Annotated in this window: 15 protein-coding genes; 13 read left to right on the top strand and 2 right to left on the bottom strand. The window is 70.0% G+C overall.

The window, feature by feature from the left end; translation table 11 throughout:
* The first annotated feature begins 427 nt into the window (after nucleotides 1-427).
* Both AB0M80_RS37700 and AB0M80_RS37695 read left to right on the top strand, forming a co-directional pair.
* Nucleotides 428-1,225 (top strand): alpha/beta fold hydrolase, encoded by a 798-nt coding sequence (locus AB0M80_RS37700; protein WP_364574519.1) that lies wholly within the window; start codon nucleotides 428-430, stop codon nucleotides 1,223-1,225.
* Nucleotides 1,222-1,983, top strand: a complete 762-nt coding sequence (locus AB0M80_RS37695; RefSeq protein WP_364574517.1) for an SDR family oxidoreductase — start codon at nucleotides 1,222-1,224, stop codon at nucleotides 1,981-1,983. The genes AB0M80_RS37700 and AB0M80_RS37695 overlap by 4 nt, the downstream gene beginning before the upstream one ends.
* A 13-nt stretch (nucleotides 1,984-1,996) precedes the next feature.
* Here the strand turns inward: AB0M80_RS37695 and AB0M80_RS37690 are convergent, their stop codons facing one another.
* On the bottom strand, nucleotides 1,997-3,547 hold the full coding sequence (locus AB0M80_RS37690; protein ID WP_364574523.1) for a transposase: 1,551 nt from the start codon (nucleotides 3,545-3,547) through the stop codon (nucleotides 1,997-1,999).
* A 153-nt stretch (nucleotides 3,548-3,700) separates the two neighbouring features.
* Between AB0M80_RS37690 and AB0M80_RS37685 the strand changes: the two genes are divergently transcribed.
* From AB0M80_RS37685 to AB0M80_RS37665, 5 genes are all read left to right on the top strand, one after another.
* Complete coding sequence (locus AB0M80_RS37685; RefSeq protein ID WP_364574515.1) at nucleotides 3,701-6,298, top strand: bifunctional FO biosynthesis protein CofGH; 2,598 nt, start codon at nucleotides 3,701-3,703, stop codon at nucleotides 6,296-6,298.
* A gap of 45 nt (nucleotides 6,299-6,343) precedes the next feature.
* On the top strand, nucleotides 6,344-6,871 hold the full coding sequence (locus AB0M80_RS37680; RefSeq protein ID WP_364574513.1) for a DUF4232 domain-containing protein: 528 nt from the start codon (nucleotides 6,344-6,346) through the stop codon (nucleotides 6,869-6,871).
* A gap of 90 nt (nucleotides 6,872-6,961) precedes the next feature.
* Nucleotides 6,962-7,816 carry an arpA protein gene (locus tag AB0M80_RS37675; protein ID WP_364574512.1) on the top strand — a complete coding sequence of 285 codons (855 nt, stop codon included), beginning with the start codon at nucleotides 6,962-6,964 and terminating at the stop codon, nucleotides 7,814-7,816.
* Nucleotides 7,817-7,883: 67 nt separating this feature from the next.
* The gene (locus AB0M80_RS37670) at nucleotides 7,884-8,693 is read left to right on the top strand and encodes a class I SAM-dependent methyltransferase (protein ID WP_364574510.1); all 810 of its coding nucleotides are present in this window, start codon (nucleotides 7,884-7,886) and stop codon (nucleotides 8,691-8,693) included.
* Nucleotides 8,690-10,432 (top strand): choline/carnitine O-acyltransferase, encoded by a 1,743-nt coding sequence (locus tag AB0M80_RS37665; RefSeq protein WP_364574508.1) that lies wholly within the window; start codon nucleotides 8,690-8,692, stop codon nucleotides 10,430-10,432. Before AB0M80_RS37670 ends, AB0M80_RS37665 begins: the two co-directional genes overlap by 4 nt.
* Nucleotides 10,433-10,440: 8 nt before the next feature.
* On the opposite strand, the gene AB0M80_RS37660 is transcribed toward AB0M80_RS37665, so the two are convergent.
* Nucleotides 10,441-11,223 carry a methyltransferase domain-containing protein gene (locus AB0M80_RS37660; RefSeq protein ID WP_364574506.1) on the bottom strand — a complete coding sequence of 261 codons (783 nt, stop codon included), beginning with the start codon at nucleotides 11,221-11,223 and terminating at the stop codon, nucleotides 10,441-10,443.
* Between the two features lie 243 nt (nucleotides 11,224-11,466).
* On the opposite strand from AB0M80_RS37660, the gene AB0M80_RS37655 reads away from it, so the two are divergent.
* The 6 genes from AB0M80_RS37655 to AB0M80_RS37630 all read left to right on the top strand — a co-directional run bounded on the left by AB0M80_RS37655 (nucleotide 11,467) and on the right by AB0M80_RS37630 (nucleotide 20,346).
* Nucleotides 11,467-13,683 (top strand): discoidin domain-containing protein, encoded by a 2,217-nt coding sequence (locus tag AB0M80_RS37655; RefSeq protein WP_364574504.1) that lies wholly within the window; start codon nucleotides 11,467-11,469, stop codon nucleotides 13,681-13,683.
* A 12-nt stretch (nucleotides 13,684-13,695) separates the two neighbouring features.
* On the top strand, nucleotides 13,696-15,879 hold the full coding sequence (locus tag AB0M80_RS37650; protein ID WP_364574502.1) for a discoidin domain-containing protein: 2,184 nt from the start codon (nucleotides 13,696-13,698) through the stop codon (nucleotides 15,877-15,879).
* A 77-nt stretch (nucleotides 15,880-15,956) separates the two neighbouring features.
* Entirely contained in the window at nucleotides 15,957-16,964 is a 1,008-nt protein-coding gene (locus AB0M80_RS37645) for a LacI family DNA-binding transcriptional regulator (RefSeq protein ID WP_364574500.1), read from the top strand.
* A 187-nt stretch (nucleotides 16,965-17,151) separates the two neighbouring features.
* Nucleotides 17,152-18,528: an extracellular solute-binding protein gene (locus tag AB0M80_RS37640; RefSeq protein ID WP_364574498.1), complete on the top strand. Its 1,377-nt coding sequence runs from the start codon at nucleotides 17,152-17,154 to the stop codon at nucleotides 18,526-18,528.
* Nucleotides 18,506-19,480, top strand: a complete 975-nt coding sequence (locus AB0M80_RS37635) for a sugar ABC transporter permease (protein ID WP_364574496.1) — start codon at nucleotides 18,506-18,508, stop codon at nucleotides 19,478-19,480. Before AB0M80_RS37640 ends, AB0M80_RS37635 begins: the two co-directional genes overlap by 23 nt.
* A complete protein-coding gene (locus AB0M80_RS37630) occupies nucleotides 19,477-20,346 on the top strand; it encodes a carbohydrate ABC transporter permease (RefSeq protein ID WP_364574494.1) in 870 nt (289 codons plus the stop codon). The genes AB0M80_RS37635 and AB0M80_RS37630 overlap by 4 nt, the downstream gene beginning before the upstream one ends.
* Nucleotides 20,347-20,382 lie beyond the last annotated feature (36 nt).

Here is a 20,382-nt window from a genome sequence, read left to right as displayed (position 1 = left end):
AATTTAATGCTCTCAAAGGAACCTCATACGAGGTTCATAAATAAGCTCTACTGGCTTAGTTCACTAGCACACTGTTGAGTTCTCAAGCAACACACCACGAACACCACCACCGTCAAGCGGCCGCATCCGAAGCGAATCGTTCCTAGCAGTCTTTGGTGGGACACCCACTCAATCGCGATCCGCGAGAGCTTGGTTCGTGTCCCGGTGGCCACCCGGTTTCCCTGGCGACTTGGAGAACTTTACATGCCCCGAAACGGCCCGAAACAGGGGGGTCGGTTAACAAGATCAGCGCAGGTCAGACCCCATGACGGAGCCCGTCCGCGCTCCAGTCTGCCCCGAACCGGCCCGGAGCGCCACCGAAAGAACATTGCTCCGACTACATTGCACCATATTGCTCCGAGCCAAAGCTCCGCTTAGCGTCGGCCGCATGAACCTCGCGTACGACGACCTCGGCCCCCGGAGCGGGCGCCCCGTCCTGCTGGTCCACGGCCACCCCTTCGACCGCTCGATGTGGCGGCCCCAGGCCGAGCACCTCGCCGAAGACGGCTACCGCGTCGTCACCCCCGACCTCCGCGGGTACGGCCGGTCGAAGAGCCGAAACACGAAGACCGGACTGGACGTCTTCGCCGAAGACCTCGTCGAGCTGGCCGACCACCTGGACCTGGAGCGCTTCGTCCTCGGCGGCCTCTCCATGGGCGGCCAGATCGTCATGCAGCTCGTCGCCGGCCACCCCGGCCGCGTCGAGGCCCTCCTGCTCGCCGACACCTTCGCCGGCCTGGACACCCCGCAGGCCAAACAGGCCCGCTACGACACCGCGGACCGGATCACCGCGGAAGGCATGGAGCAGTACGCCGAGGAGCTCCTCCCCAAGATGATCTCCAGGCAGACCCGCGCGACCAGGCCGGACGTCGAGGCGCACGTCCGCAAGATGATGCGCAACGCCCCGAAAGAGGGAGCCGCGGCGGCCCTCAGGGGACGCGCCGAGCGACCGGACTACACGAACAGCCTCGAAGCCATCAACGTCCCCACCCTGGTGATCGTCGGCAGTGAGGACGAGTTCACCCCGGTCGCCGACGCCGAGCTGATCCACCGGAAGACGGCGGGTTCCACCCTGGTCGTGATCGAGGGCGCGGGCCACCTGCCTAACCTGGAGCGCGAGACCGAGTTCGACGAGGCACTCAGCACCTTCCTGACGAACAGCAAGAGCAGCGGAGCCACCCCATGACCCAGCAGCAGACCGTGTTCGTGACCGGCGCGAGCGCCGGCTTCGGTGACGCCATCGCCCGCCGGTTCGTCGCCGAGGGTGCCCGCGTGGTCGCGGTCGCCCGCAGCGAGGACAAGCTCGAGAAGCTGGCCGGCGAGCTCGGCGACGCCGTCCTCCCGGTGCAGCTCGACGTCAGCGACCCGGAAGCCGTCAAAGCCACCATCGACGGCCTGCCGGCCGGGTGGCAGGAGGTCGACGTCCTGGTCAACAACGCCGGCCTGGCCAAGGGCCTCGAGCCCGCGCACAGGGCGGACCTGCGGGACTGGGACGAGATGATCGCGACCAACGTCCGCGGCCTCGCGCACGTCACGCGCGCGCTGCTGCCGGGCATGGTCGAGCGCGGCCGCGGGCACGTCATCAACATCGGCTCGATCGCCGGCACCTACCCCTACCCCGGCGGCAACGTGTACGGCGCGACCAAGGCGTTCGTCCACCAGTTCAGCCTCAACCTGCGCAGCGACCTGCACGGCACCGGTGTCCGGGTGACGAACGTCGAGCCCGGCATGGTCGGCGGCACGGACTTCTCGAAGGTCCGCTTCGACGGCGACCAGGAGAAGGCCGACCAGGTCTACGCGGGCACGACGCCGCTGACCGCGGACGACATCGCCGAGTCCGTCTACTGGGCCGCGTCGCAGCCGAAGCACGTGAACATCAACGTGATCGAGCTGATGCCGGTGGTCCAGAGCTTCTCGGCGCTGCAGATCCACCGCGAAAGCTGAACCCACGCTCCGCCTATCGACCCTGAAGCTGAAAGAGCTGGTAGAGCGCCTGCTGCGCCGGGTCCCGCTCGGTCGGCAGGCGCCTCGTCCGGGGGCGTCCGCCGGTCGACGGGTAGCGCAGCACCAGCTCGCCGATGCCGGCCAGCTGGTCCAGCAGCTCCCGCACCGACAGGTTCATCCCCGCCCGGTCCGCCTCGCGCCGCATCAGGTGGGTCACCGTGGCGGCGAGCACCGAGACCAGGCCGTGCGCCGCGATCCGCTGCCGCGTCCACTCCCAGCGGGGGGTCGGGCCGGTGACGGCGGGCCCGGTGAGCCAGCGGAACGTCGATTCGAGGTGGGTGCGCGCCCGGTAGGCCGTGACGACCTCGGCGACCGGCCAGTCCCGGTCGGTGACCAGCACCTGCTTGCCGAAGAACTCGTCGTCCAGCCGGGCCAGCGCGGCCGCGTCGATCCGGCGTTCCACCCGGATCTCGCCGGGCCGGTTCCCGCTCAGGACGGCGGTGAGCACGCGCTCGATGCGCCGGCCGCGGGTCACCCGGCCGATCTCGGCGTGCACCTGGGCCCGGTCGCCGCGGTGGGTGCCCGCCGCCAAGGCCTCCGCGAGACCGTCGAGCTCCCGGGTCGCGGTGGCCAGCTCGTCGGCGAACGCGCGGGACTGGGCCGCGTGCAGCGTCGCCGAGTGGGTCAGGATCACCCGCCGCCGGACGCCGTCGACGACCGCGTGCGTGTCGAGCGCGGTGAGCCCGGCGAACCGCTCGGGGTCGACGCGCTTGCGCGCGGACGCGGGCTGGGTCAGCAGCTCGGGGTGGTCGGTCAGCGGCAGGGACCCGACGAAGCCGCTGCGTGAGCCCAGGTCGAGCTGCGCCGCCTGGCCCGCGTGGAAGACGAGCGTGGCCGGACCCAGCTCACCGGTCAGCGCGGCGAACGTCGGCGCGGTGCCGTCGTCGCGCCGGTACAGCCGCGACGCCAGCGGGATCGCGCCGTCGCGGGTCACGCGCAGGCCCGCTCCGGCGAGCACGCCCCGGCACGCCGACGGCAGGGTGCAGTCGGCCGGGGCGAACGCGGCGAACTGCGGGACGTCGACGGCGAGCGCCGCGTGGTCGTCCAAAGTGGCCAGGACGGCGGTGGCGACGGTTTCCTCGATGCCCGCGATGCGGTCCGGGGTGAGGCGTTCCAGCGCCCGCCACAATCCCGCTACTGTGGACAACCGGGGCCGGACGAGGTCCGCGGCCGCCCCCGCGGCCCACCACGGCCCGATCGGCGTCTCCGGAGCGGTGGCGCGGTGCAGCACCGCGACGGCGAGGGTCAGCCCCAGCGAAGGCTTCGCGCGCACCACGTCGTCGACCCGGCGGACGAAGTCGAGCCGCGAAAGCGTCGCCCACACCGCGGCCACGTCGCCGTACGTCCGGTACGAAGCCGACGCGGGTTCGCCGCCCGGGACGGCGCGGGCGATCTCGTCGGCCGTGCCGAGGTAACGCTGAGTCACCACCCGCGGCTTGCCGTCCACCCGGGCGGACTCCGCCAGGTAGTAGTACGTCCGTCCGCCGATCTTCTTGCCGACCACCGATGCCACCCTTTAGGTAATACACGCCCAGTCGCTGATCGACAACCAGGCGAGCCCGCTGACCTGCGATGACGATCACGCACCCGCAGCAGGTCAGCCGGGTGCGGAACACGCACTGGCTGGTCGAGCGACGCCGGTCCTAGCGTGGGCGGAATGGGACCCGAACCCGACGCCACCACCCCGACCGCCTCCGCGATGCGCCGTGCGCTCGCCCGGGCGCGTGACGGGAAGACACTCGACGTAGCCGAAGCGAGCGTCCTGCTGCACGCCCGCGGAGAAGACCTGGGGAAGCTCTCCGAGTACGCCTCCCGCATCCGCGACGCGGGCCTGGCCGAAGCCGGGCGCGCGGGTGTCATCACCTACAGCCGCAAGGTGTTCATCCCGCTGACCCGGCTGTGCCGCGACCGCTGCGGCTACTGCACCTTCGTCACCGTGCCGGGCCGGCTCGAATCGCCGTTCCTGTCCCCCGACGAGGTCCTCGACATCGCCCGCAAGGGCGCGGAGATGGGCTGCAAGGAAGCCCTCTTCACCCTCGGCGACCGGCCCGAGGACCGCTGGAAGGCCGCCCGCGATTGGCTGGACGCGCACGGCTACGACGACACGCTGTCCTACGTCCGCGCGATGGCGATCCGGGTCCTCGAGGAGACCGGCCTGCTGCCGCACCTCAACCCGGGCGTGCTGACCTGGCAGGACTTCCAGCGGCTCAAGCCGGTCGCGCCGTCGATGGGCATGATGCTGGAGACCACGGCGACCCGGCTGTGGAGCGAGAAGGGCGGCCCGCACTACGGCTCGCCCGACAAGGAGCCCGCGGTCCGGCTGCGCGTGCTCGAAGACGCCGGGCGCAGCAGCGTCCCGTTCACCACCGGTGTCCTCATCGGCATCGGCGAGACGCACGAGGAGCGCGCGGACGCGCTGTTCGAGATCCGCAAGGTCGCCAAGACCTACGGCGGCATCCAGGAAGTCATCGTGCAGAACTTCCGGGCCAAGCCGGACACGAAGATGCGCGCGACCCCGGACGCCGGCCTCGAAGAACTCGCCGCGAACATCGCCGTGGCGCGCCTGGTGCTCGGCCCGAAGATGCGCATCCAGGCGCCGCCGAACCTGATCGGCAACCAGTACGACCTGATGATCCGCGCCGGCATCGACGACTGGGGCGGCGTCTCGCCGCTGACCCCGGACCACGTCAACCCCGAACGCGCGTGGCCGCAGATCGACGAGCTCGCCCGGCGCACCGAGAAGGCCGGGTTCGAGCTCAAGGAGCGGCTCACCATCTACCCGGAGTACGTCAAGGCCGGCGAGCCGTGGCTCGACCCGCGGATCACGCGGCACGTCGCCGCGCTCGTCGACCCGGCCACCGGGATGGCCCGCGAGGACGCGATGCCGGTCGGTATCCCGTGGCAGGAGCCGGACGGCGGCTGGCAGCAGTCCGGCCGCACCGATCTGCACACGGAGATCGACACCACCGGCCGCACCGAGGACCGCCGGAGCGACTTCGACTCCGTCTACGGGGACTGGAAGGAGATCGGCGACCGGATCAAGACCGGGCCGCAGAAGTTCGACTCCACCGTGTTGGAAGCCTTGCGCAGCGCGGAAAAGGACCCCGCCGGGCTGTCCGATGACGCCGCGCTGGCGCTGCTGTCCGCCGAGGGCAAGGAGCTGGACGCGTTCACCAAGCTCGCCGACGACCTGCGGCGGGAAGCCGTCGGCGACGACGTCACGTTCGTCGTCACGCGGAACATCAACTTCACGAACGTCTGCTACACGGGTTGCCGCTTCTGCGCCTTCGCCCAGCGTCGCACCGACGCCGACGCGTACACGCTCTCGCTGGAGCAGGTCGGCGACCGCGTCGACGAGGCGTGGGCCGCGGGCGCGACCGAGATCTGCATGCAGGGCGGCATCCACCCGGACCTGCCGGGCACCGCGTACTTCGACCTCGCGGCCGAGGTCAAGCGCCGTCAGCCGGAGATCCACCTGCACTCCTACAGCCCGATGGAGGTCGTGAACGGCGCTTCGCGGACCAACCTGTCCCTCAAGGACTGGCTGATCAAGGCGAAGGAAGCCGGCGTCGACTCGCTGCCCGGCACGGCGGCGGAGATCCTCGACGACGACGTCCGCTGGGTGCTCACCAAGGGCAAGCTGCCGACGTCGGAGTGGATCAAGGTGGTGACGACGGCGCACGAGATCGGGCTGCCGACGACGTCCACGATGATGTACGGCCACGTCGACACCCCGGCGCACTGGGTCGCGCACCTCAAGCTGCTGGCCCGGCTGCAGCGCGAAGGCCTGGAGAGGCACGGGCGGCGCGGGTTCACCGAGTTCGTGCTGCTGCCGTTCATCCACCAGAGCTCGCCGATCTACCTCGCCGGGCTCGCCCGCCCGGGGGCGACGCAGAACGAGAACCGCGCGGTGCACGCGCTGGCCCGGGTGCTGCTGCACGGCATGATCGACAACATCCAGAGCTCCTGGGTGAAGCTCGGCGAAGAGGGCAGCCGCGCGGTGCTGCAGGGCGGCGTCAACGACATCGGCGGCACGCTGATGGAGGAGACGATCAGCCGGATGGCCGGCGCGTCGAACGGGTCGTACAAGACGATCAGCGACATGCGCGCGATGGTCGAGCCGCTGGGCCGTCCGCTCGTGCAGCGCACGACGGGCTACGGCCGGCCGTCGGCCGAGCGGATCGCCGCCGCGGAGGCTTCGGACGGCGTCGCGACGCAGGTGCGCAAGCCGCTCCTGCCGCTGCTCACCCCGTGAGGTGGTGGCGGGCGCCTGGCCGGGCGCCCGCTACCCTTCCGGCGCATGGGGGTTCTCCGCGGCACACCGTTGGTCGTTCTCGCGCTCCTGGCCGGCTGCACGACTCCGCCGCCACCTGCGCCCACGCCGACGACGACCCCGAGCCCGACGTACGGGCCACCGCCGTCGACCGGTCTGTCGCTTTCGGTCGGCCAGGTCGAGGCCGGGCTCGGCCACCGCGCGAGCGTGCTGACGCTGACCAACCGGGACCCGGCACCGCGGAAGGTCACCGGCTACCCGGACCTGAAGATCCTCGCGGGCGACGGCTCGTCGCTCGAGGTGAAGGTCGAGCACGGCACGTCCTACTTCGCGCGGGACCTCGGTCCGCAGGACCTGACCGTCCAACCGGGTGAGAAGGTGGTGGCCGTGCTCGCGTGGTCGGCCACCGTCACCAGTGGAGACACGCGCACCGGCGCGGCGATCTCGGTGGTCCCCGTTCCGGGCGAACCTGCGCAGAAGCAGCCCCTCGACACCGATCTGGGCACCACGGACACCGTCACCGTCAGCTCGTGGGCCACCGAAGTCGGCGCCTGACGACCCTGTGTCACCGCTCACAAACCGACGGTTGACCAGCGGGAGGGTGTGCTAACTCTGTTCCTTCACCCGCCGGAAGGGACCTCGATGATGAGCACCTCCGTGGACGCACTGGAAATGGTCGACACCGGCCGTTACCCGCTCACCGAGCCGGGCAGTCCCGCCTGGCGGGCGACCGTCCGCCGCACGCGCGCGGACCTCGCCGACGTCGGCTGCAGCGTGCTCGCCGACTTCGTCCGGCCCGAGCTGCACGAGGTGCTGCGCGCCGAATGCGCCGCGCTCGAACCGCACGCCTACACGAAGATCGAAAAGGTCAACGCCTACAACACGGCGATCGACGAGCCGCTGCCCGAGGACCACCCGGGCCGCACGATCATGGAACGCGGCAACGCCTTCGTGGCCCGCGACCACATCCCGGCGTCGTCGATCATCAGCCGGCTCTACACCAGCCCGTTGTTCCAGCGGTTCGTCGCCGACTGCTTCGGCCTCCCCGGACTGCACGAGCTCGCCGACCCGCTCTCCGGGCTGACGCTGAACGTCATCGCTCCCGGCCGTGCGCACCCGTGGCACTTCGACACGAACTCCTACACCGTCAGCATGCTGACGCAGGCCGCGGCCGACGGCGGGACGTTCGAGTACTGCCCCGGCATCCGGTCCGCCGCGGACGAGAACTTCGCCGCCGTGCGATCGGTGCTGGCCGGCGACACCCGGCCGGTCCGGCGCCTGAACCTCCGGCCCGGTGATCTTCAGCTGTTCCGAGGACGCTTCGCGTTGCACCGGGTCAGTACGGTGGAAGGTGCGATCGCGCGGCACTCCGCGATCTTCGCCTACAGCGAGCGCCCGGGGGTCATCGGCAGTGTGGAGCGGACCAGGCAGCTGTTCGGCCGGGTCCTGCCCGCCCACCTCGCCGGGCGCACCGACCGCGGCGACGAACTGCTCGACTAGTCCGTCCATGCCCCCACCGCCGCCCGCAACGGACAGCGCAGCTGCGACTAGATCAGGAGCCTGGCCTGTGCCTTTCGACTCGACCGGCAAGATCTCGTTCGACCACATCTACACCGCCCCCGACCCGCGGCCGTTCTTCGGCACGCTGCGCCGCGTCGGCTACGAAATCCCGCAGCTGGCGAAGCCGTACTTCGCCAAGCTGATCAGTGAACACCCCGCCGAGCGGCCGACCGTGCTCGACGTCGGCTGCTCGTACGGTGTCAACGCGGCCCTGCAGCGGTGCGAAGCCACCATGGACGACCTCTACGCCCACTACACCGACCCGGCCGTGCGCGCGCTGGACCACGCGGCGCTGATCGAGGCCGACCGGAAGCGGATCCGCGCCGGCAACCCGCGGTTCTACGGCTTGGACAGCTCGGCCCCGGCCCTCGAGTACGCGCTTTCCGCCGGGTTCCTCGACGAGGCGATCCACGCCGACTTCGAGCGCGACGACCCGGACGGCACCCAGCAGAAGCTCCTGGACGACGTCGACCTGGTGATCTCCACCGGCTGCGTCGGGTACGTCACCGAGAAGACCCTCACCCGGATCGCCCGCGGCGCACGGCCGTGGATGGCGCACTTCGTGCTGCGGATGTTCTCCTACGAACCGGTCGCCGAGAGCCTCGCCGAGCTGGGGTACGAGACCGCGAGCATCGACGGCGTGTTCCGGCAGCGGCAGTTCGCCTCCGCCGAAGAACAGGCGCAAATCCTGGACACCCTGAGCGCGGCCGGCGTCGACCCCACCGGACTGGAGTCCGACGGGTGGCTCTACGCGCAGCTGTATGTTTCCCGTCCTGGGGGCTCGGCCGAGCTCGTTTTCTCCGACGAAGAAGGATGATCGTGAGCAGTCCGGAATGGTCCACCCGCACCTTCGGCAACGACGACCGGCTCCCCCGCGTCCCCGTCCCCTCTCCGGACGCGAGCTGCCGCCGCTTCCTCGAGTGGTGCGGGCCGCTGCTGACGCCGGACGAGCTGGCGGAGACGGAAGCGGCGGTCGCGGAGTTCCTGGCGCCGGACAGCCCCGCGCACGGGCTGCAGGCGGCGCTGGAGGAGTACGACCGCTCGCCCGGGGTGCGCAGCTGGCTCGACACGTTCTGGCCGTACCGCTACCTCGGCCGCCGCGACCGGATCGCGCTCAACGCCAACTTCTTCTTCCTGTTCCAGGATTCCCCGCTGGGGCAGGTGGAGCGCGCCGCGGAGCTGACCGCGTCCGCCGTGGACTACAAGCTGAAGCTCGACGACGAACTGGTGCCACCGGTGCTCCTGCGCGGCACGCCACAGTCGATGGTGCAGCACAAGTTCCTGTTCTCGGCGACGCGGATCCCCGGCGAGGTCCTGGACAGCGCGCGCACGCGGTTCCCGTCGCCCGAGCGGCACATCGTCGTGTTCTCGAAGGGCACGCCGTTCCGGATGGACGTCCTCGCCGAAGACGGCCGCCCGTACTCGCCGGCGCAGCTGGCCGACGGGCTGCGCGCGATCCTCAAGGACGACCACGTCACCGAGGTCCCGGCCGGGCACTTCACCACGAAGGCCCGCGCCGAGTGGGCGGCTTCGCGGGCCGCGTTGCTCGAGGCCGGCAACGGCGACGCGCTGGAAACCATCGAGACCGCGTTGTTCTGCCTGTGCCTGGACGACTTCACGCCGTCGAACACCCTGGAGGCGAGTGACCGGCTGCTGTACGGCGACAACCGCTGGTACGACAAAGCCGTGTCGCTCATCGTGTTCGAAGACGGCACGGCGGGGATCAACGTCGAGCACTGCGAACTCGACGGCACCACGATCCTGGGCTTCACCGACGTGCTGCTGAGCGGCTCGCGGGAGCCACGGGAGAGTGCCGACGGCGTGCCGGGCTTCGACGCGATCGAGTTCAAGCTGACCGGCGAACTCCGCGAAGACGCACGCGCCGCCGGAGCCGCCTTCAAGGCCTACGCGGACGCGACGGCGACGCAGGCGGTGTCGTTCGACTTCGGCGCCAACCGGGCAAAGGAACTCGGCATCTCCCCGGACGCCTTCGCGCAGATGTCGTACCAGCTGGCGCATCGGCGCGCGAAGGGCCTGACCGGCGCGACCTACGAGTCGATCGCCACCCGGCAGTTCCAGAACGGCCGGACCGAGGCCATGCGGGTCGTCACGCCCGAGGTCGTGCGCTTCGCCGAGGTCATGACCGACGAGAACGCGACGACCGAGGAGAAGCGGGAAGCGTTCCGCGCCGCGGCGGCGAAGCACGTCGCCCGCGCGAAGGAGTGCCAAGCCGGGGACGCGCCGGAGCAGCACCTGTGGGAGCTGCAGCTGATCGGAAAACGGCGTGGGGACACCGAAACCCTCGCGCTCTACACCTCGCCGGGCTGGCTGAAGATGCGCGACGACTACCTGAGCACCAGCTCGGCGCCGTCGGTCAACATCCAGTACTTCGGCTTCGGCTCGACCAGCCCGCAGTGCATCGGCATCGCCTACGTGCTGCTGCCGGACCGCTGGAACATCTACCTGAGCACGCCGAAGCACGTGTCGGCGGAGATGTACCGCTTCGCCGACGAGCTCGCTCGCGCGGTGCGCGAGCTGCAGGACCTACTGGCTTAGCGGGCGGGTCACGCGGTGGGGTCCGAGACGACGAGGACCAGCGAACCCTCGAACGCGGGCTGTTCGCGGAGCTTGCCGTAACGGCGGTCCCACGTGCCGTCGTCGAGGTCGTGCCGCAGTTCGGCGGCGAAGCGGTGGTGCACGCGGTCGTCGACGAAGCTCCACGCCGAGCAGGACAACCGCGCGCCCGGGTCCAGGAGGCGTTCGGGACGCGCGTAGTAGGCCTCGTTGAACCCGTCGGTGCAGTCGATGGGGATCGGCACGCCGATGATCTCCGTGTGGCCGCCGAGTCCGTCGGCGATGTCGTCGACCGACGGGTACCGGCGGGCCTCCGTCTCGATCACCTCGGGCGCGTAGTCGAGCAGCCAGAAGCGGCGCAGCAGATCCGGGTCGCAGGTCAGGATGGCGATCGGGCCGCGCGTGACGCGGCGCAGCTCCCTGAGACCGGCCCACAGGTCGTTCCACTGGTGGACGCTGAACGTGCTCATCGCGCCCTCGAACGCCCGGTCCGGGAACGGCAGCTTCTCGGCGACGGCGTCGACCGCCGGCGGTAGGCCCGCCGGCCGCTGCGCGCGCATCGACGCCGACGGCTCGACCGCCGTCACCTCGCGGTCGTCGGGTTCGTACGCGCCGGCGCCCGCCCCGACGTTGAGCACGGTCCGCGCGTCCCCCAGCGCGTCGAGGATGTACCGGCCGATGCGCGGATCCGGCTTGCGGTAGTCGGTGTAGACCGCCCCGATCGCGCCGTAATCCGCGTCTCCGGCGCTCCCGTCCGCACGTCGCTGGCTCATCCCCGAAAACTATCAGCGCGGCCGGCCGGCTAAGGCGTTGCTCCGCCGGGTGTAAGCGAACGCCGGACATGCGGCGCAGTCGTCAATTTCTGTCGCAAACTTGCGTAAGTTCGTCCGACTATTGCGGTTTCTTGTCCAGGATTCGTATGATCCCGGTCACAGGAGTCCCCACCTGCTGCGGAAAGGCCAGTGCCGCCCATGTCTCCCAGCTCTGTCTCAAACGCGCCCAACAGTGCCCGCCAAGTGCGGTTCGGCGCCCTCGCCGCCGCCGTGCTCGCCGCCGCCGGTCTGACGATCGCCGCCGTTCCCGAGGGAAGCCCGGCGCTCGCGGCCGGCCGCGGCGCGTCCGTGCCGTTCCTCGAACAGGAAGCCGAGGACGCGACGACGAACGGCTCGGTCATCGGGCCGAACCGCGCCGCGGGCACCCTCGCCGGCGAAGCCTCCGGCCGGAAGGCGGTGACCCTGTCCGGGCCGGGCCAGTACGTCGAATTCACGCTCACGGCCCCGGCGAACTCGATCGACTTCCGGTTCAGCGTCCCGGATTCCGCCAACGGGACGATTTCGCTCTACGTCGGCGGTACCCACAACCGGGACATCGCGCTGACGTCGAAGTGGGCCTGGTACTACGGCTCTTACCCGTTCACCAACAACCCGGGTGACGGCCACGCGCACCACTTCTACGACGAGACCCGCGCACTGCTGGGCACGTCGTACCCGGCCGGGACGAAGATCAAGCTGCAGGTGGACGCCGGAGACGTCACCCCGGTCACCGTCGACCTCGCCGACTTCGAACAGGTCGGCGCGGCCGCGACCCGCCCCGCGAACTCGGTGTCCGTCACCGACTACGGCGCCACCGCGGGCGACACGAGCGACGACGCAGGCGCGTTCGACGCCGCCGTGGCCGCCGCCCGGAGCCAGGGCAAGGAAGTCTGGATCCCGTCCGGGACGTTCACCCTCGGCCACCACGTCACGGTCGACCAGGTGACGATCCGCGGCGCCGGGCCCTGGTACTCGGTGCTCACCGGGCCGCGCGCCGGGATCTTCGGCAAGGGCGAACCGGCGAGCTGCGGAACACCGACGTACCCCGGCAACCCCGCCGTGCCGGGGACCAGCAGCGCGGTGAAGCTGTACGACTTCGCGATCATCGGCCAGGTCGACGCCCGCGTCGACTGCGACCAGTCGAACGCGATCGGCGGCGCGCTGGGCGGCGGCTCGGTCGTGCAGAACCTGTGGCTGCAGCACACGAAGGTCGGGCTGTGGCTCGACGGGCCGTTCGACGGGCTCACCGTGGCCGGCAACCGGATCCTCGACCAGACCGCCGACGGGCTGAACCTGCACCAGGGCATCAGCAACACCTTGGTGACGAACAACTTCCTCCGCAACACCGGTGACGACGGCCTGGCCATGTGGTCCGAGCACGACGCCGACCACCACAACACGTTCTCCGCCAACACCGTGCTGCTGCCGATCCTCGCCAACAACATCGCGATCTACGGCGGGCACGACAACACCGTGGCCGGCAACGTCGTCGCCGACAACCAGGACCAGGGCGGGGGCCTGCACATCGCCAACCGGTTCAGCGCCGTGCCGCTTTCGGGGACCACGACCGTCACGCGCAACACCGCCATCCGCACCGGCGTGCTCGACTCGAACTGGCAGTTCGGCGTCGGCGCGCTGTGGTTCGACGGCCGCGACTCGGCCATCACCGGCCGGATCGACGTCGTGGACAACGACCTGCTGGACAACAACTACGAGGCGATCCAGTTCATCGACGGCGCCACCACGGACGTCCACTTCAGCGACCTGCGGATCACCGGCGCCGGCACCTTCGCCTGGCAGCTGCAGTCGAAGCCGTCGGGATCGGTGAAGAACGTCGCCGCGACCGGCATCGGCCGCGCGGGCGTCTACAACTGCATGGGCCCGGACGCGATGAGCGGGCTGGCCGACCAGGGTGGCAACTCCGGCTGGACGACGACGTACTGCGGTTCGTGGCCGACGCCGGTGTACGGCTCCGACAACGGCGGCACGACGGTGCCGTCCACCACCCCGCCGACCACGACGCCGACCCAGCCGAGCGGGAACCTGGCCCTGCACAAGGCCGTCAGCGCGTCCGGCTCCCAGGGTGGTTTCCCACCGGGCAACGCGGTCGACGGCGACGCGAACTCCTACTGGGAGAGCACGAACAACGCGTTCCCGCAATCGCTGACCGTCGATTTCGGCAGCACGGTCGGCGTTTCGCGGCTGGTGCTGAAACTGCCCCCGTCGTGGGGCGCGCGGACCCAGACGATTTCGGTCGACGGCGTCAAGGCCGCGGCCACCTACACGTTCTCCCCGGCCGGCGGGAACACCGCGACGGTGACCTTCCCGGCGACCGCGCAGCGCACCCTCCGGCTGACTTTCACCGGCAACACCGGCTGGCCCGCCGGGCAGCTGTCCGAACTCGAAGCCTATTCGTCCTGAGAGGTGCTGACGATGTCTTCCCTTCCCCGCGGCGCGGCGCTGATGGCGGCCGCACTCGCCGCGTCCGGCTTGGCCGTGCTTTCCGGTGGCACTCCGGCCGCCGCGGCCACGTGCCCGGCCACCGCGTCCGGCGGCGCCAGCGTGCCGTTCCGCACCGTCGAAGCCGAGTGCTCGGCGACGACCGGCTCGGCCGTCGGCCCCGACTACACGCAGGCCAGTGTCGCTTCCGAAGCGTCCGGACGGCAGGCCGTGAAGATCACCACCGGCCAGTACGTCGAGTTCACGCTGCCCGCGGCGGCCAACTCGATCAACGTCCACTACAACGTGCCCGACGGCTCGTCCGGCCGCCTCACGGTGTCGGTCAACGGGACCAAGCTGGCGTTGCCCGTGACGTCTCGCTATTCCTATGTGGACACCAGCTGGATCCCGGGCGCGAAGACGCACCACTTCTTCGACGACGCCCGGCTGCTGCTGGGCCAGAACCTGGCTCAAGGCGCGAAGGTCCGCGTGCAGGCCGACTCGGGTGACGTCGGCCAGGCGACCATCGACCTCGCCGACTTCGAGCAGGTCGGCGGCGCGGGCACGAAACCGGCGAACGCGCTGCCGGTGACCGACTACGGCGCCACCGCGAACGACTCCTCGGACGACTCGCAGGCGTTCCGCAACGCGCTCTCGGCGGCGCGCTCGCAGGGCCGCGAGGTGTGGGTGCCGTCCGGCCGGTTCGAAATCGGGTCGGCGCTGCAGGTCGACCAGACGACCGTCCGCGGCGCCGGTCAGTGGTACACCGTGCTGCACGGCAACAACATCTTCAACAACGGCAGCGCGTCCGGGAACATCAAGCTGTACGACTTCGCGGTGTTCGGTGACGTCACCGAACGGAACGACGGCAGCCCCGACAACGCGTTCCACGGCGTGCTGGGCACCGGCTCGGTCGTGTCGGGCCTGTGGATCCAGGACACCAAGTGCGGGCTGTGGCTGATGAACGGCGCCTCGTCGAACGTCACCATCGAGAACAACCGCATCCTCGACACCCAGGCCGACGGCGTCAACTTCGACGGCGCGGTGACGAACTCGACGCTGCGCAACAACTACCTGCGCAACAACGGCGACGACGGGCTCGCGCTGTGGTCCAACGGCCAGGCCGACTCGGGCAACACCATCGCGAACAACACCGTGGTGCAGCCGAACCTGGCCAACGGCATCGCGCTGTACGGCGGCTCGAACAACACCGTGAGCGGCAACCTGGTGCAGGACACCAACGCACTCGGCGGGGGCTACCTGGTGGCGAACCGGTTCAGCTCGGTGCCGCTGGGCGGCACGGTGACCCTGTCGAACAACAGCGCGCTGCGGGCCGGGGCGTTCGACCCGAACTGGCAGTTCGGCGTCGGCGCGCTGTGGTTCGACGCGCGCGACCAGGCGATCACCGGCGTGACGATCCGCGTCACCGGATTCACCGCGATCCAGAGCCCGTACGAGGCGATCCAGTTCATCGACGGCAACGGCGCGGGCAAGCCCATCCAGGGCATCACCATCGACGGCGTCTCGGTGCAGGGCGCCGGCACGTTCGTGGCGCAGTCCCAGACGCAGGGTTCGGTGTCGATCAGCAACCTGACGGCGTCCGGCGTCGGCGTGACCGGGACGTACAACTGCCCCTACCCGGGGTCGATCCCCCGCATGACGTTCAGCGGGTCGGGCAACAGCGGCTGGACCGGCACCTGGAGCGACTGCTCGACCTGGCCCGCGCCGAACTCAGGCCCGCCGCAGCCGCCGCAGTCCGGCAGCAACCTCGCCCGCGGGAAGGCGATCACCGCGTCCGGGTCCCAGGGCGGGTTCCCGCCGTCGAACGCGAACGACGGCGATGCCAACAGCTACTGGGAGAGCGCGAACAACGCGTTCCCGCAGACGCTGACGGTGGACCTGGGCACGGCGTCGTCGATCAACAAGGTGACGCTGCGCCTGCCGCCGTCCCCGGCGTGGGGCGCGCGCACCCAGACGGTGACGATCTCCGGCAGCACGGACGGCGGCTCGTACACGACGTTGGCGGGTGCCCGCGGCTACACGTTCGACCCGGCAGCGGGCAACACGGCGTCGGCGTCCTTCGCGGCGACGTCCCAGCGTTTCGTGCGGCTGACGTTCACCGGCAACACCGGCTGGCCCGCCGGTCAGGTGTCCGAGTTCGAGGTGGCGGCCTCGTAACCCGGGCGGTTCGGCAAGCCCATCCTCCGGGGTGGGCTTGTCTTACTTTTGCGCCCTGTTGCTGTAAAGTTTCACTCATGACGCGTCGTCTTGCCGAAGTCGCCCGCCAAGTCGGGGTCAGCGAAGCCACGGTCAGCCGGGTGCTCAACGGCCGGTCCGGGGTGTCCGCCAGCACCCGGGCCGCCGTGCTCACCGCGCTGGACGTGATGGGTTACGAGCGGCCCACCCAGCTGCGTGGCGAGCGCGCCCGCCTGGTCGGGCTGGTCCTGCCCGAGTTGCAGAACCCCATCTTCCCCGCGCTGGCCGAGATCATGGGCAACGCCCTCGCCCAGCAGGGGTTCACGCCGGTGCTCTGCACGCGGACCGCGGGCGGGGTGTCCGAGGCGGAGTACGTCGAGCTGCTCCTGCAGCAGCAGGTGTCGGGTGTGGTGTTCGCCGGCGGGCTGTACGCGCAGGCCGACGCGATCCACTCGCACTACCACCACCTCGTGGAGCGGCGGCTGCCGACGGTGCTGATCAACGCCGCGGTCGACCACCTCGGGCTGCCGCAGGTTTCGTGCGACGACGCGGTGGCCGTCGAGCAGGTCGTCGGGCACCTGAGCTCGCTCGGGCACGAGAAGATCGGCCTGGTGCTGGGCCCGTCCGACCACGTGCCGTCGCGGCGGAAGCTCGAAGCGTTCCAGTCGTACGCGGCGAAGCTGGGGCTGCCGGTCCTGGACGAGCTGGTCGAGCACGGGATGTTTTCGATCGAGGGCGGCCACGCGGCGGCGGCCCGCCTGTACCCGCGCGGGGCGACGGCGGTGCTGTGCGCGAGCGACCTGCTGGCCCTCGGCGCGATCCGCGCGGCCCGGCGGCAGGGCCTGTCGGTGCCGGAGGACATCTCGGTGGTCGGCTACGACGACTCGGCCCTGATGAACTGCACCGACCCGCCGCTGACCACCACCCGCCAGCCGATCGAGGCGATGGGCCGCGCGGTGGTGGAGCTGCTGGTCAAGCGCATCAACGGCGGTGAGGTGGCCGCCGAGGAGCTGCTCTTCGCCCCGGAGCTGGTGGTCCGCGGCTCGACGGCCCGCCGCATCGCCTGATCGGCGTCCCGGGAGCGCGACGGCTTGCGAGCCGTCGCGCTCTTTCGCATGCCCGGACTCATGCGCCCGTCGGTCGCGCCTGTTCGTAAGTTGCAAATTCTCGTCGGGTTATTGCGGCAATCTGGTCCGGCACTTTAGAGTGACCGCAATCAAGTGACAGCCGTCGCGACTCGAGAAGAGGCTTGAGATGAGCAGTCCCTGGTCCCGAACCGTCTCCCGCCGGACGTTGTGCCTGCTCGCCGCAGGCGGGCTCGCCCTGGGGGTGACCGCCTGCGGCGACGGTGACACCGGCGCCCAGACCGGCGGCAAGGTCAAGATCACCGTCACCGGTCAGCCGCCGACCAGCCAGCCGTTCGAGCGCAGCGTGTTCGACGCCGATGTCAAGGAGTTCGAGGCCGCCCACCCGAACATCGACATCGACCCGCACGAAGGCTTCATGGACCCCAAGACGTTCTCCGCGAAGCTCGCCGGCGGGCAGCTCGAAGACGTCTACTACGTCTACTTCACCGACCCGGCGCAGATCATCGCGCGGCACCAAGCCGCCGACATCACCGAAGCCGTGAAGAGCGTCCCGCACGTCAACGACCTCAAGCCCGAGCTGCTCGACAACTTCCGCGACGCCAGCGGCAAGCTCTACGGCCTGCCGACGATGAACTACACGATGGGCCTGCTCTACAGCCGCCCGCTGTTCCAGAAGGCCGGGCTCGACCCGGACAAGCCGCCGCAGACCTGGGACGAAGTCCGCGAAGCCGCGAAGAAGATCTCCGCGCTGGGCAACGGCGTCGTCGGGTACGCCGACTACAGCAAGAACAACCAGGGCGGCTGGCACCTGACCGGCTGGCTCTACTCGATGGGCGGCGACATCGCCCGCAAGGACGGCGACAAGTGGGTCGCCGGCTTCGCCGACGACAAGGGCAAGAAGGCGCTGCAGTACCTGCACGACATGCGCTGGACCGACAACTCCATGGGCGCCAAGCAGCTGCTCGAAGCCCAGGACGTGCAGCGCATGATGGGCGCCGGCCAGCTCGGCATGTACATGGCCGCCCCGGACAACGTCCCGGTGCTGGTCAAGCAGTTCAACGGCAAGTACGAGGACTACGGCATCGCGGGCATGCCCGGCGGCCAGGGCACCCTGCTCGGCGGCGAGGGCTACATGCTCAACCCCAAGGCCTCGCCGGAGAAGATCAAGGCCGGCCTCGAGTGGATCCAGTGGAAGTACCTCAACCCGGACCGCTTCGAGAAGCACATCCAGCAGTACGTCGACGGCAAGCAGCCGGTCGGCCTGCCCGCCGAGCCGACGCCGGACGTCTGGACCGGCGCGGTCCGCGAGCAGCAGCTGGCCCTGAAGGCCAAGTACGCCAACGTGCCCGCACAGAACTACAAGTCCTATGTGGACACGACCAGCAAGATCAAGGGCAGCATCGAGCCGCCGAACGCGCAGCAGATCTACGCCGCGCTCGACAGTGTGATGCAGGCCGTCCTCACCGACCAGAACGCGAACCTCGACCAGCAGCTGTCGTCCGCGTCCTCGAAGGTCAACAGTGTCCTCGCCCAGGTCAAGTAGCCTGCTCGCCTGGCCCGCGACGTCCTCGTCGCGGGCCGGGCGCCCGGTCGCTTCCCCGGAAGAACGCCGCCGCACCAGGCTCAGGCGCAAGCTCAAGGAGAACCTCACCGCGTACGGCCTGCTGTGCGCCGCGCTCGTGGTGTTCGCGCTGTTCTCGTGGTACCCGATCGTGCGCGGCGTGCTGCTGAGCTTCCAGCAGGTCGACTTCGTCAACGCGCCGACGTGGGTCGGCTTCGACAACTTCGCGAAGCTGTTCGACGACCCGCTGTTCGGCGTCGCCTGGCGCAACACGCTGCTGTTCACCGGGCTCGCGCTGGTCTTCGGCTTCGCCGTCCCGTTCCTCACCGCGGTGCTGCTGAACGAACTCCGCCACGCGAAGGCGTTCTTCCGGCTGGCCGTGTACCTGCCGGTGATGCTGCCGCCGGTCGTGACCGCCCTGATGTGGAAGTGGTTCTACGACCCGGGTCCCGGCCTGTTCAACTCCGCGCTCGGCGCGGTCGGCCTGCCCGGCGGCCAGTGGCTCGACTCGAGCGGCACGGCGATGCTGTCGCTGGTGTTCGTCTCGACGTGGGCCAACATGGGCAGCACCACGCTCATCTACCTGGCCGCGCTCGGCACGATCCCCGGCGAGCTGTACGAAGCCGCGGAGCTCGACGGCGCCGGGCTGTGGAAGCGGCTGCGGCACGTCACCTTCCCGCAGACCCGGTTCGTGCTGCTGGTGCTCCTGCTGCTGCAGGTCGTCGCGACGATGCAGGTGTTCACCGAGCCGTACGTGATGACCGGCGGCGGGCCGGACGACTCGACGGTCACCGTGCTCCTGCTGCTCTACCGCTACGCCTTCGTCTACAACGACTTCGGCGCGGCGAGCGCGATGAGCCTGCTGCTGTTCGTGGCGCTCGGCGTGTTTTCGGCGTGGTACGTCCGGCTGACGCGGAAGGCGGACCGGTCATGAGGACCCTCGTCTCCCCCGGCGCCCTGCGCAGCCCGCGCGGCAAGGTCGTCTACGGCGTGGTTTTCGCCTGCACGCTCGCGGTGTTCCTGCTGGCCTTCATGTTCCCGCTGTACTGGGTGGTCACCGGGGCGATGAAGTCGCCGCAGGAACTGGCGCAGACGCCGGCGACGCTCGTCCCGCACGAGTGGCACCCGGAGACCTTCGCCGACGCCTGGGACCAGCTGAGCCTGGGCAAGTACTTCCTCAACACGCTCGTCGTCGCCGGCGGCGCCTGGCTGGCGCAGCTGGCCATCGACGTCCCGGCCGCGTTCGCGCTGTCGAAGCTGCGGCCGAAGTTCGGCAACGTCGTGCTGGGGCTGATGCTGGCCACGCTGATGCTGCCCGCCACGGCCCTGCTGGTCCCGACCTACGTGACGGTGACGGACCTGCCGCTGCTGCACCTCAACCTGATCAACTCGCCGGCCGCGGTGTGGCTGCCCGCGGCGGCGAACGCGTTCAACATCTACCTGCTCAAGCGGTTCTTCGACCAGATCCCGGACGAACTGGTGGAAGCGGCGCGCATCGACGGCGCCGGGCCGGTGCGCACGCTCTGGCGGATCATCCTGCCGATCTCGCGGCCGATCCTGGCCGTGGTGTCGATCCTCGCGGTGGTCACCGCGTGGAAGGACTTCATCTGGCCGCTGCTGGTGTTCCCGGACACCGAAAAGCAGACGCTCTCGGTGATGCTGCAACGGGTGGCGATCGACATGCCGCTCAACGTGCTCGTCGCCGGGATGGTGCTGGCCAGCCTGCCGTTGGTGGCGCTGTTCCTGGCGTTCCAGCGGCAGATCCTCGCCGGGCTGACCGCCGGCAGCCTCAAGGGCTGAGCGCCGCACCCGGGGTTTCCACAACGACTAGGAGGG

Origin of the sequence: Amycolatopsis sp. NPDC051045, from assembly GCF_040682955.1 — a bacterium.
Classification (GTDB): Bacteria; Actinomycetota; Actinomycetes; order Mycobacteriales; family Pseudonocardiaceae; genus Amycolatopsis.
Note: the sequence above shows the minus strand (reverse complement) of the source record. Positions and strands in the feature narration are given on the sequence as shown.

Coding starts and splice junctions, on each gene's coding strand:
- AB0M80_RS37645 (WP_364574500.1), top strand. CDS start 15,957: ATGACGCGTCGTCTTGCCGAAGTCGCCCGCCAAGTCGGGGTCAGCGAA.
- AB0M80_RS37630 (WP_364574494.1), top strand. CDS start 19,477: ATGAGGACCCTCGTCTCCCCCGGCGCCCTGCGCAGCCCGCGCGGCAAG.
- AB0M80_RS37700 (WP_364574519.1), top strand. CDS start 428: ATGAACCTCGCGTACGACGACCTCGGCCCCCGGAGCGGGCGCCCCGTC.
- AB0M80_RS37660 (WP_364574506.1), bottom strand. CDS start 11,223: ATGAGCCAGCGACGTGCGGACGGGAGCGCCGGAGACGCGGATTACGGC.
- AB0M80_RS37680 (WP_364574513.1), top strand. CDS start 6,344: ATGGGGGTTCTCCGCGGCACACCGTTGGTCGTTCTCGCGCTCCTGGCC.
- AB0M80_RS37685 (WP_364574515.1), top strand. CDS start 3,701: ATGGGACCCGAACCCGACGCCACCACCCCGACCGCCTCCGCGATGCGC.
- AB0M80_RS37665 (WP_364574508.1), top strand. CDS start 8,690: ATGATCGTGAGCAGTCCGGAATGGTCCACCCGCACCTTCGGCAACGAC.
- AB0M80_RS37675 (WP_364574512.1), top strand. CDS start 6,962: ATGAGCACCTCCGTGGACGCACTGGAAATGGTCGACACCGGCCGTTAC.
- AB0M80_RS37640 (WP_364574498.1), top strand. CDS start 17,152: ATGAGCAGTCCCTGGTCCCGAACCGTCTCCCGCCGGACGTTGTGCCTG.
- AB0M80_RS37695 (WP_364574517.1), top strand. CDS start 1,222: ATGACCCAGCAGCAGACCGTGTTCGTGACCGGCGCGAGCGCCGGCTTC.
- AB0M80_RS37650 (WP_364574502.1), top strand. CDS start 13,696: ATGTCTTCCCTTCCCCGCGGCGCGGCGCTGATGGCGGCCGCACTCGCC.